At 67.7% G+C, this 11,846-nt stretch carries 11 protein-coding genes and 1 riboswitch; of the genes, 10 read left to right on the top strand and 1 reads right to left on the bottom strand.

The genetic code is table 11. The annotated features are described in order from the left end of the window. Positions 1-74 precede the first annotated feature (74 nt). Positions 75-186, bottom strand: a riboswitch (SAM riboswitch). Between the two features lie 12 nt (positions 187-198). Beyond that, entirely contained in the window at positions 199-909 is a 711-nt protein-coding gene (locus ACWEQQ_RS02945; protein ID WP_452338449.1) for a TetR/AcrR family transcriptional regulator, read from the bottom strand. Positions 910-1,047: 138 nt separating this feature from the next. On the opposite strand from ACWEQQ_RS02945, the gene ACWEQQ_RS02940 reads away from it, so the two are divergent. The 10 genes from ACWEQQ_RS02940 to ACWEQQ_RS02895 all read left to right on the top strand — a co-directional run bounded on the left by ACWEQQ_RS02940 (position 1,048) and on the right by ACWEQQ_RS02895 (position 11,840). Beyond that, positions 1,048-2,541: an MFS transporter gene (locus tag ACWEQQ_RS02940; RefSeq protein WP_452338450.1), complete on the top strand. Its 1,494-nt coding sequence runs from the start codon at positions 1,048-1,050 to the stop codon at positions 2,539-2,541. A 353-nt stretch (positions 2,542-2,894) separates the two neighbouring features. Beyond that, the gene (locus tag ACWEQQ_RS02935) at positions 2,895-4,112 is read left to right on the top strand and encodes an NADP-dependent isocitrate dehydrogenase (protein ID WP_452338451.1); all 1,218 of its coding nucleotides are present in this window, start codon (positions 2,895-2,897) and stop codon (positions 4,110-4,112) included. Positions 4,113-4,510: 398 nt separating this feature from the next. Then, positions 4,511-5,911 carry an FAD-binding oxidoreductase gene (locus ACWEQQ_RS02930; protein WP_452346930.1) on the top strand — a complete coding sequence of 467 codons (1,401 nt, stop codon included), beginning with the start codon at positions 4,511-4,513 and terminating at the stop codon, positions 5,909-5,911. 307 nt (positions 5,912-6,218) lie between these two features. Then, positions 6,219-7,367: an MFS transporter gene (locus ACWEQQ_RS02925; protein WP_452347082.1), complete on the top strand. Its 1,149-nt coding sequence runs from the start codon at positions 6,219-6,221 to the stop codon at positions 7,365-7,367. A 108-nt stretch (positions 7,368-7,475) separates the two neighbouring features. Beyond that, a complete protein-coding gene (locus tag ACWEQQ_RS02920; protein ID WP_452338454.1) occupies positions 7,476-7,910 on the top strand; it encodes a DoxX family protein in 435 nt (144 codons plus the stop codon). 194 nt (positions 7,911-8,104) lie between these two features. After that, positions 8,105-8,326, top strand: a complete 222-nt coding sequence (locus tag ACWEQQ_RS02915; RefSeq protein ID WP_452338455.1) for a hypothetical protein — start codon at positions 8,105-8,107, stop codon at positions 8,324-8,326. 87 nt (positions 8,327-8,413) lie between these two features. Then, on the top strand, positions 8,414-9,061 hold the full coding sequence (locus ACWEQQ_RS02910) for a TetR/AcrR family transcriptional regulator (protein WP_354830235.1): 648 nt from the start codon (positions 8,414-8,416) through the stop codon (positions 9,059-9,061). Between the two features lie 208 nt (positions 9,062-9,269). Continuing rightward, positions 9,270-10,475, top strand: a complete 1,206-nt coding sequence (locus ACWEQQ_RS02905) for a lipid-transfer protein (protein ID WP_452346929.1) — start codon at positions 9,270-9,272, stop codon at positions 10,473-10,475. A gap of 38 nt (positions 10,476-10,513) precedes the next feature. Beyond that, a complete protein-coding gene (locus ACWEQQ_RS02900; RefSeq protein ID WP_452338458.1) occupies positions 10,514-10,951 on the top strand; it encodes a type II toxin-antitoxin system Rv0910 family toxin in 438 nt (145 codons plus the stop codon). Positions 10,952-10,970: 19 nt separating this feature from the next. After that, complete coding sequence (locus ACWEQQ_RS02895; protein ID WP_452346928.1) at positions 10,971-11,840, top strand: MaoC/PaaZ C-terminal domain-containing protein; 870 nt, start codon at positions 10,971-10,973, stop codon at positions 11,838-11,840. Positions 11,841-11,846 lie beyond the last annotated feature (6 nt).

Below are 11,846 nucleotides of genomic sequence, written 5' to 3'. Positions count from 1 at the left end.
TCGCCGAATGGCGGAAGTTTGACGTTACCGAGAGGCGAATGGGCTTCGACAACAACACATTTCGGTAGACCTCCTAGTTGCGCTTGCGTTCGGCCTTCGAACGCCGGGTCTGCACCCGGAGCACCCCACCGCAGCTGGAGGGTTGCCGATCAGCAAGCCGGGGCCTTAACGCTGATGCTCTTGACCTGTTGCGCGATTCTAGCGGGCGGACGCCGCTGTTTCGGAAGTGGGGCTGGCCACAGCGGGCCCCGCGCAGGTGCGCACGAATTCGTGATACGCGCCGACCACGGCCTCCGCCATGCTGCGCGGTGACTCGATCAGACGCTCGTCGGCGAAGCCGGAATCGGAGTCCGATTCGGTGCCGGCCCGCATGATGGCGTGGAAGGTGCCGAGCAGCAGCCGAACTCGCAGATCCGCGACGGTGGTGCCGAGGCGTTCGGCCAGCACCTGCGCGGTCTGCTCGGTCTTGTTCTCGGTGGCTGCCATGCTGCACGCCCGCACCGCGGCGGTGGACCGGATGATGCGCTGCATCTGCTGGAACCAGCGGAAGGGCAGCGGTTCGTCGTGGTCGACGACGCGGTCCACGATGGACAGGAAGCTGTCCAGCAGCGCTTTCAGCTCGTTGCCCGTGCTCGGCTGCTCACGCAGCGCGTCCGCGTGTGCCCGCGCCCAGTCGGCGATGGGCGCGATGACGATGTCTTCCTTGCTGTCGAAGTACCGGTTCACGGTGCGCGGCGAGACGTCGGCCTCGTCGGCGATCTGTTCCACGGTGGTGGCGTCGAAGCCCTGGGCGTCGCACAGCCGCAGGGCGACGTCGATGATCCGCGCCCGGGTCTGTTCCTTCTTCCGCTCACGCAGGCCCGGCCGGTGACGTGCGATCACACCGAGGTGAGTTGACAACTCCGACATACCTCCATGGTAAGGGTTCGGGCGCTTCTCACGTCCCATTATGCCAAATGTCGCAGAACGACAAATTTCTCTTGACGTCAATTGGCCTCGAGGGTCAAGATTGTCGAGGGTGTCCCGGACCGTCCGTGAGGAGACGACATGACCGCCGCGACAGAAACACTCGAAGACCGATCACACAGCTCGGACCAGCGCGGAGCCGCGCGCTGGTGGGCCCTGGGCGTACTCGCCATGGCCCAGCTGATGGTGGTGCTGGACGCCACCATCGTCACCATCTCCATGCCGTTCGCCCAGCGTGACCTGGGCATCAGCGACGGCGACCGGCAATGGGTGCTCACCGCCTACACGCTGATCTTCGGCGGCCTGCTGCTGCTCGGCGGCCGCCTCGCCGACTACCTGGGCCGCCGCCGCATGTTCCTGATCGGCCTGGTCGGCTTCGCCGGGGCGTCGGCGCTGGCCGGGCTCGCGCAGAACGGCGCGGAACTCTTCGCCGGGCGCGGGCTGCAGGGCGCGTTCGCCGCCCTGCTCGCGCCGGCCGCGCTGTCACTGGTGTCGGTCACCTTCACCGAGGCCAAAGAGCGCGCTCGCGCGTTCGGCGTCTTCGCGGGTGTGTCCGCGGGTGGCGCGGCCATCGGCCTGATCGTGGGCGGCGCGCTCACCGAATACGCCAACTGGCGCTGGTGCCTGCTGGTCAACACCCCGATCGCGCTGATCGCCTTCCTCGGTGCGCTCGCCTTCGTGGTCCGGGACGTGCCCGCGCCGCGCACCGGCGGCTACGACCTGCCCGGCGCGGTGACCGCCACGCTCGGCCTGGTCTCGGTGGTCTACGGCTTCAGCCGCGCGGCCTCGGACGGCTGGACCGCGAGCACCACCCTGGCCCTGCTGATCGCGGGCGTCGCGCTGCTCGCCGCCTTCGTCGCCATCGAGCGGCGGTCCTCGAATCCGCTACTGCCGCTGCGTATTCCGGGGGAGATCAACCGGGGCGGCTCGTTCCTGGTGGCGCTGCTGCTGCCGATCGCCATGTTCGCCATGTTCATCAACATGAGCTACTACTTCCAGATCACGCTGGGCTGGTCGGCGCTGAAGGCGGGGGTGGCGTTCCTGCCCTTCCCGATCGGCATCGTCGTCTCCGCGGGCGTCGCGAGCGGGTTGCTGCCGCGGATCGGGCCGCGGCCGCTGATGATCACCGGTTCGGTGCTGGGCATGGCCGGGCTGCTGTATCTGTCGCGGCTGAGCTTCGGGGACAGCTATGCCGGAGGCGTGCTGCCGGCAGTGATTCTTATCGCGCTCGGCATGGGCGGGCTGTTCGTGGCCATGCAGACCACAGCGCTGCATCAGGTCGAGGAGCGTGACTCCGGTGTCGCGAGTGCGCTGCTCAATGCCGCGCAGCAGGTGGGCGGCGCGATCGGCACCGCGCTGCTGTCGACGATCGCGGTGCAGGTGGCCGAGCGGTTCGCGAAGAACAATCCGGGCGTCGACCACGTGATGGCCCGGGCCGCGATTCATTCCTATGACATCGCGTTCCTGATCGGCGCGGGATTCTTCCTGGTGACCATTCCGATCATCGCGTTCATGGTGCGGGACAAGCCGGAGAATCTGCTCGAAGGTTCCGAGCACGTGCACGTGGGCGTCTGACCCACCGACTATTCACCCGCGGGTCGCGGCAACATATATCCCGCGGTCCGCGGGTTTGGGGTTGCCGCGGGCCGCGGGTTTTCGCATCCTGGAAAGTGCGTAAAGTCACGCGAAAAGCTACTTATCGGTAACCGCACTGAATCCCGCACAGCGGGGGCCACCCGAGCGGTGAGATCGATAGCAGCAGTACGCTTGTCTTGCTTGACGCCACAGCGTACGTGGACTTGGCACCACAGGTCCCGTGCCGAGCGCCATGCGTATACGTTGTCTGTTGAACAGCTGGGGTCCGCTACAAGCGGTGCTCACCGGCCGTGCAATGGGAGCACCACCTTCCTAGGAGGACACGAAGATCCATGTCCAAGATCAAGGTTGAAGGGACCGTCGTCGAACTCGATGGCGACGAGATGACCCGGATCATCTGGCAGTTCATCAAGGACAAACTGATCAACCCGTATCTCGATGTGAACCTCGAGTATTACGACCTCGGCATCGAGTATCGCGACAAGACCGATGATCAGGTGACCATCGACGCCGCCAACGCCATCAAGAAACACGGCGTGGGTGTGAAGTGCGCGACGATCACCCCCGATGAGGCCCGCGTCACGGAGTTCGGTCTGAAGAAGATGTGGCGGTCGCCGAACGGCACCATCCGCAACATCCTCGGCGGCACCATCTTCCGCGCGCCGATCATCATCTCCAATGTGCCGCGTCTGGTTCCGGGCTGGACCAAGCCGATCATCATCGGCCGCCACGCCTTCGGTGACCAGTACCGCGCCACCGATTTCAAGGTGCACCAGGCGGGCACCGTCACCCTGACCTTCACGCCGGAGGACGGCTCCGAGCCGATCCAGCACGAGGTCGTCCGCATGCCGGAAGACGGCGGCGTGATCATGGGCATGTACAACTTCAAGGACTCGATCCGGGACTTCGCGCGGGCCTCGCTGAACTACGGCCTGCAGCAGAACTACCCGGTGTACATGTCGACCAAGAACACCATCCTCAAGGCCTACGACGGCATGTTCAAGGACACCTTCCAGGAGGTGTACGAGACCGAGTTCAAGGACGAGTTCGACGCGGCCGGTCTCACCTACGAGCACCGCCTGATCGACGACATGGTCGCCTCCGCGCTCAAGTGGGAGGGCGGCTACGTCTGGGCCTGCAAGAACTACGACGGCGACGTGCAGTCCGACACCGTGGCGCAGGGCTTCGGCTCGCTGGGTCTGATGACCTCCGTGCTGCTCACCCCGGACGGCCGCACCTGTGAGGCCGAGGCGGCGCACGGCACCGTGACCCGGCACTACCGTCAGCACCAGCAGGGCAAGCCCACCTCCACCAACCCGATCGCCTCGATCTTCGCGTGGACGCGTGGCCTGGCCCACCGCGGCAAGCTGGACAACACCCCCGAGGTGATCGGCTTCGCCCAGACGCTCGAGGATGTCGTCATCCAGACGGTCGAGTCCGGCCAGATGACCAAGGACCTCGCGCTGCTGGTCGGCGGCGACCAGGGCTACCTGACCACCGAGGAGTTCCTCGGCGTGCTGGACGCCAACCTGGCTCGTGAGCTGCGCTAGAAAAGAAGTTCCCCACTCTCGGGACTCTCAGGGGCAAGCCCCTGAAACCCCAAGGGCAAGAGGTTGTTCAGGGGCCACCCCTGAAACCCCAGGAGCGCAAGCTCCCACGCGCCGACGAACGTGAACAGCGCGAAGCGGTGAAGATGGCGGCCGGGACCACAGTCCCGGCCAGGACCATCCACCGCGCCACACGGGCACCTGCCCCCACCGGAACCGGTGGGTGGGCGGGTGCCCGAACTGTTTCCGGGGTTGTCCCGGCCGTGATCACGAAACGTTCACACGGTCCTTGCCAGCATGGCCGCGTGCCAACGGGTTAACGCACCCGACCGGACGGTCAATACCCCTGTGACAGACGGGGTTCGGCCGCGGTACGCGCGGCGGCGAAGGAGGAGCGAGCGATGACGGCGATCGGTGGCGAGCTGCGCACTGTGGTGCGGGGCCGGGTGCTGGTACCCGGCGACGAGGGTTTCGAACAGGCGAGCACCCCGTGGAATCTCGCCGTGCGGCAGCGGGTTTCGGCGGTGGTGGAGGTCGCGGACGCGGCGGACGCCGCGGCGCTGGTGCGGTTCGCGGCGGCGGCCGAACTGCCGCTGAGCACGCGGGCGACCGGGCACAGCCCCTCCACGGCGGCGGACCGGACCGTGCTGGTGACGACCCGGGCGCTGGACGGGATCGAGATCGACGCCGCGGCGCGGGTGGCACGGGTGCAGGCGGGGGTGGCCTGGCAGCCGGTGCTGGAGCGGGCCGCCGCGCACGGATTGGCCGGGGCCTGCGGCAGTTCCGCCGTGGTCGGGGTGACCGGGTACACGCTGGGCGGCGGTGTCGGCTGGTTCGCGCGCAGCCGCGGCTACGCCGCGCACGCGGTGCGAGCGCTGGAGGTGGTGACCGCGGACGGCGATCAGCGCCGGGTGACCGCGGACTCCGAGCCCGACCTGTTCTGGGCACTGCGCGGCGGCGGTGGCGATTTCGCGCTGGTGACCGGCATGGAATTCGAATTGTTCGACGCGACCGAGCTTTTCGGCGGCCGCATCCTGTGGCCCGCCGAGCGGACCGAGGCGGTCGTCGCGGCCTTCCGGCAGGCCACCGCGGAAGCCGAAGAGGGACTGAGCCTTTGGCTGACTCTCCTGCAATTCCCGCCGTTCCCCGAGATTCCCGAGATGCTGCGCGGCCGGGCCATGGTGGCCGTGGACGTGGTCGCGCTGGGCGCGGTCACCGGTCCGCTGCGGTTGTTCGACGAGATTCCGGATGCGGTGCTGGACACCCGGCGGCCGCTGGATGCCGCGCAGGTCGGCGGCGTCTGCATGGAGCCGACCGACCCCAGCCCGGCCCGGGTGCGCGGTGAGCTGCTCACCGAGTTCTCCGCGCGGGTGAGCGACGCGCTGCTGGCCGCCGCCGCGCCGCAGGGCGGGGTGGGGCCGCTCGCGCTGGTCCAGGTCCGGCACCTGGGTGGCGCGCTGACCCGGCCGCGCGCCGACGCGGGCTGCGCGGGCGGGATCGCCGAGCCGTACCTGCTGTCGCTGCTCGGCCCCGCGCCGACCGCGGACGTCGAGGCGGCCGTCGTCGAGCGCAGTGACGCTGTGCTGGATGCGCTGCGTCCGTACCTGAGTGGCCGGAAACCGTTCACCTACTTGGATTCCGGTGAGACCCCGGCCGCGGTCTTCGATCCGGTCACGCTGGCGCGGTTGCTGGAGATCAAGGACCGGTTCGACCCGGATAGTTTGTTCCGCAGCAACTTTCCCGTCATTCCGCCGCTCGGCGAGGCGGATCCCAGCCGGGTCGCCGCACCGGTCACGGTCTGACCGGGGGCGCGCGGGCCGCCCGCCGGGACCAGCGTCCCGGCGGTCGCGTGGCGTGGGCCGGCCCATGATCCGGGCCGGTCGGTGAGTGAAATCACCGGACCGGACGGTATCGGGACCGTTCGCCACTGTGTTGCGCTTGGTTGTGCCCGAATCCGTGTCCGCAGCCACCACCGCATCCGCCGACGAGATGAGCCTCGACGGGATGGACCGTCCCGTCGGCTCCGCACCCGAGGCCGTCGGGTCCGCGCCCGAGGCTGTCAGCTCCGCGCCCGAGGCGGGGCCACGTGGGCGGTGGCATGTGCCCGCCATGCTGGCGCTGGCCCTGGGCGGGTTCGGGATCGGTACCACAGAATTCGTCACCATGGGTTTGCTGCCCGATATCGCCGGCTCGATGAAGGTCTCCGAACCGACTGCCGGACACATTGTTTCGGCCTACGCCCTGGGTGTGGTCGTCGGTGCGCCGGTGATCGCGGCGCTGTGCGCGCGGGTCCCGCGCAAGCGGCTGCTGATGGCGTTGATGGCGGCATTCACGCTGGGCAATGCGGCCAGCGTGATCGCGCCAGGCTTCGCGACGCTGACCGTGGCGCGGTTCGTCTCGGGCCTGCCGCACGGCGCGTACTTCGGTGTGGCGTCATTGGCGGCGGCCTCGCTGGCGCCGGTGGGGCAGCGTGCCAAGGCGGTTGCCGCAGTTATGCTGGGCCTGAGCGCCGCCAATGTCGTCGGCGTTCCTGCAGCCACCTGGCTGGGCCAGCACCTCGGCTGGCGGAACGCTTTCGTGGTGGTCGCCGTGATCGGCATCGCGACCGTCGCCGCCATCTCCCGCTTCGTGCCGGACCTGCACGGCATTCGCATGACCGACCCCCGCACCGAACTGACGGCCCTGCGCCGCCCCCAGGTGCTGCTCACCCTGCTGGTCGGCGCCGTCGGCTTCGGCGGCATGTTCGCGGTCTACACCTACATCACCACCACTCTCACCGGTGTGGCCGGCCTCCGCGTCGGCCTGGTTCCGCTGGTTCTCATGCTCTTCGGCCTGGGCATGGTCGCGGGCAATATCGCCGGCGGCATCCTCGCCGACCGCGGCGTGGACCGCGCGATCCTCCTCTCCCTGCTGGCCATGGTGGTGATCCTCGCCGGATACGTTGTGGCAGCGCACAATCCCTATACCGCGGCCGTTGGCGCCTTCCTGGTCGGTGCATCCGGCGCGGCCCTGGCCCCCGCCCTGCAGACCCGTTTGATGGACGTGGCCCACGACGCCCAGACCCTCGCCGCCGCTCTCAACCACGCGGCACTGAATATCGCGAACGCGGCAGGTGCCTGGCTGGGTGGCCTGGTGATCGCGGCGGGGCTGGGGTACACCGCGCCCGCCGCCGTGGGCGCCGGTCTCGCGGTCCTCGGCACGCTGCTGTTCGGGGTGACCGTGGTTGCAGCGCGGCGCGGCGGTGTGCTGCCGCATTGACGCGGTGCGCCGGCCAGAAATAGCATCGCCCACGATGTATCTGGTCCGTATTTGCATCCATCACCCCCGGCGGTATCGGCGTCCGGGGCTCAGGCAGGAGATTGTCCAATGTCACCGAAATCCGCGGGATTGAAGAAGGTGCTGCGGGCCGCCGGTCAAGCGGCTCTGGGAGCCGCGCTCCTCACGGCTGGAACGGGTCACCTGACCTTCCAGCGCAAGGAATTTCGGGCGCAGGTCCCGCACTGGCTGCGCCTGGATCCCGACTTTGTCGTCGTCACGTCCGGTGTCGTCGAGATCGGACTCGGCGGGGCCCTGCTCGGTACCTGGAAGCAGCCTGCACGGGGCTTCCTCGGTGCTACGACCGCCGCCTTCTTCGTCGCGGTCTTTCCCGGCAACGTCGCACAACTGGTCAATCGCGCTGACGCCTTCGGTCTCGACACCGACACCAAACGCGCGGTGCGGCTGCTCTTTCAACCGCTTCTCGTGGCCGGGGCGCTCGCGGCGACCGACGCCCGCGGACTGCTGCGCCGGGGCGAACAGTGAGATCGAGATAGCGCCCGTGGGCCGTGGAAATGTATGCGGCACACCGGGTGTAAACCTCACATTCAGGATGAAAGACTCACAGCCTTCCTCGAGCGGAATTCACAGCGAACGGGGCCAATCTCGTCGAGTTATCGGCCGAATACGAGCGCTCTCGACCGGACACCTTCTTCTCTTGCAGAAAGGACGTATCCGTCATGCGTGCTGTTCGAATCGCCGTGCTCGCCGGAGGTGTGCTGCTCGGACTGGCAGTGCCCGCCGTCGCCTCCGCCGACCCGGTGACCTGCGGTAGTGACCTCAACGGCTGTGCGATCAACTGTCGCCAGACCATCGGCAACCAGAACATCCGGCTCAATGACTGCGTCATGACCGACTCCGGCTGGTCCTGCAGCGCCTGTCTGTACAACTCCGAGACGTAGTATCGCCCGCTGCCACGGTGCGGGCCGGCTCCGGCCCGCAACCCCGGCGCGAACATACACGATTGTATGTAAGTGTACGATCCTCCCATGACCAGCTCCGCCGTCTCGAAACCCCCGCGCCGCACCCAGGAACAGCGCAGCAGCGAGACCCGGACGCGACTGCTGGACGCCACCATCGACTGCCTCGTCGAGTACGGCTACGCCGGGACGACGACGCCGCGGGTGGCCGAGCGCGCGGGTGTGACCCGGGGCGCGCAGGTGCACCATTTCGGTTCCAAGAGCGAGCTGGTGGTCGCGGCGATCAGTCATCTGGCGCAGCGGCGCACCGAGGCGGCCATGCAGGAGATCCGGCGGGTCCGCAGCGGCGACGATCCGATCGGCGCCACCCTGGAGGCCATGTGGGAGCTGCATCAGGGCCCGCTGTTCATCGCGGCCATCGAATTGTGGGTGGCCAGCCGCACGGATCGGGTGCTCGCGGTCGAGATGGAGAAGGTCGAGCCGTTCGTGAACAACGCGGTGCTGCTGGCCGTCGCGCAGTTGGTGCCGAATGAGCTGGATCGCAAGAACGTTCGCGATTTCGCCTACACCGCGATGGACACGCTGCGCGGAATCCTGGTGACCAACTTCATTTCTCCCGATCCCGAGCGGGCGCACCGGCGCTGGCTGCGGGCCTCGGCGCAGTTGCGCCTGGCGGCCGAGGCGCGGATGCCCGACTTCCGGATCGCCGGCGAATAGCTGATCGATTCGGCCCGAAGGTCCTCGCCGCGGTGTGCGGCGGGGGCCTTCGATGTTTGCGCGGGTGGGGTCACCGCATCGGCGGTATGTCCGGGCGTACCCGCCGGAGCTGCCGATCTTGTGCTCGATGTCGAGAATCGCGTCCCCCTCTTGCCTACTTACATACAGCTTTGTATGTTTGTTTTCGTTCCCCTATGTGAGGAGTTCGATGACGAACAAGGTCTACGTCGTCGGCGTCGGCATGACGAAGTTCGAGAAGCCGGGGCGGCGCAAGAACGAGGACGGCAGTGACTGGGACTACCCGGACATGGCCCGGGAGTCGGGGACCAAGGCCCTCGCCGATGCCGGAATCGACTACCGCGAGATCGAACAGGCCTATGTCGGCTACGTCTACGGTGAATCCACCTCCGGCCAGCGCGCCGTCTACGAACTGGGCCTGACCGGCATTCCGGTGGTCAATGTCAACAACAACTGCTCCACCGGCTCGACCGCGCTCTACCTTGCGGCACAGGCGATCCGGGGCGGGCTGACCGACTGCACGCTGGCGCTGGGCTTCGAGAAGATGCAGCCGGGCTCGCTCGGCTCCACCTGGGACGATCGCGAACAGCCCATGGCGCGCCACATCATGGCGCTCGCGGAGATCTCCGAAGTGCTGTTCCCGGTGGCCCCGTGGATGTTCGGCGCGGCCGGGCGCGAGCACATGAAGAAGTACGGCACCACCGCCGAGCACTTCGCCAGGATCGGGTACAAGAACCACAAGCACTCTGTGAACAACCCGTATTCACAGTTCCAGGACGAGTACACGCTCGACGACATCCTGGGCTCGCGCATGATCTACGACCCGCTCACCAAGCTGCAGTGCTCGCCGACCTCCGACGGGTCCGGCGCGGTCGTCCTGGCCTCGGAGGAATTCGTGGACCGCCACGACCTGTCGCGGCAGGCGGTCGAGATCGTCGGCCAGGCCATGACCACCGACTTCCAGTCCACCTTCGACGGCAGCGCCAAGAACCTCATCGGCTACGACATGAATGTCCGGGCGGCGGAGCAGGTGTACGCGCAGGCCGGACTCGGCCCCGAGGACTTCCAGGTCATCGAGTTGCACGACTGCTTCTCCGCCAACGAACTGCTGCTGTACGAGGCGCTCGGCCTGGCCCGGGAGGGCGAGGCCGGACACCTGATCGACTCGGGCGCGACCACCTACGGCGGCAAGTGGGTGGTGAACCCCTCCGGCGGGCTCATCTCCAAGGGACACCCTTTGGGTGCAACGGGTTTGGCGCAGTGCAGTGAGCTCACCTGGCAGCTGCGCGGCGCCGCCGGCAAGCGGCAGGTCGGCAACGTCACCGCCGCCCTGCAGCACAATATCGGGCTCGGCGGCGCGGCCGTCGTCACCGCCTACCAGCGCGCCGAACGCTGATCCGCACCCTCCATCCCCGACTACGAAGAGGTAATCCCGTGGGACACATCGAAGCTTCCAAGGACCTGACCGCCACCCCCGACGGCCTGTGGGCCGTGGTCTCCGACCCGCAGACCTGGGACAAATGGTTCTCCATCCATGAGCGCTGGATGGAGGAGCCGCCGGCCGTGCTGGCGCCGGGGGCGAAGCTGACCGCCAAGATCATGATGCTCGGCATGGCCAACAAGATCGAGTGGGTGGTCGAGCGCGTCGAGACCCCGAACAGGCTGGTGCTCAGCGGCACCGGCATGGCCGGGGTGAAGGTGCAGTTTGCCTTCGACATCACCCCCGAGGGCGCGGGCAGCCGCTTCTCGGTGTCCGGTGATTTCGAGGGCGCGCTGATCAAGGGGGCGTTGGGCAAGGCGGTGGAGAAGGACGGCCTCACGCAGCTGGACAAGACTCTCGCCGCGCTCGATGCGCTCGCCACAGCGGCCTGACGGCGAGCGGGCGCACGAGATGGCTTCCACCGCTGTCGAATTCGACGAGTCGGGGCTGGGTTCCTGGTCCGACGAGGAGGCGTTCGAGGTTACGCGCGAGCGGATCGCCGAATATGCCGCGGCCACCAATGATCCCATTCCCGCGCACCTGAAAGGCGATGCGGCTCCGCCGGTCTTCGCCATCGTGCCCGTCTTCGAGGCCATGATGATGCCGGTCATCGAGGTGGCCCCGATGAACATCTTCGGGCGGGTGGTGCACGGGGAGCAGGACTTCCACTTCCACCGGCCCATCCGGCCCGGCGACAAGCTGGTGTCGCGGGCCAAGGCCATCGGGTTCGAGGGCAAGGACAACGGCTCGACCATCACCATCCTCATCGAATGCCGTTCCGAGGCCGGGGAACCGGTCAACGAGCAGTATCTGACCGCGTTCTTCCGTAATGTCGACGCGGGTAAGCAGGCCGGCGAGCAGCCTCCGGCGCACCGTTTCGATCCGGCGCTGCTGGAGCGGGCGCCGCTGGCCACGGTGGCCGCGCACGTCGACGCCGATCAGACGTACCGGTATTCGCCGGCCTCCGGTGATCCGGTGCCGCTGCATCTGGACGATCAGGTCGCCCGGGACGCCGGCCTGCCCGGCATCATCGCGCACGGGCTCTGCACCATGGCCATGTCGTCGTGGGGAGTGCTGAACCAGGTCGCGGGCTCGGATGTGGCTCGGCTGCAACGGTATGCGGTGCGCTTCGCCAAGATGGTCTTCCCGGACGACGACCTGGAGACCCAGATCTGGAAGGTCGGCTCGGCCGACGGGGTCACCACCTACGCCTTCCGCACGGTCCGCGGCGACGACACCGTCCTCAGCGACGGCCTGGCCGAAATTTCCGACAACTCTTAGGGAGAC

The sequence above is a fragment of the Nocardia sp. NPDC004123 genome (genome assembly GCF_053603795.1).
Note: the sequence above shows the minus strand (reverse complement) of the source record. Positions and strands in the feature narration are given on the sequence as shown.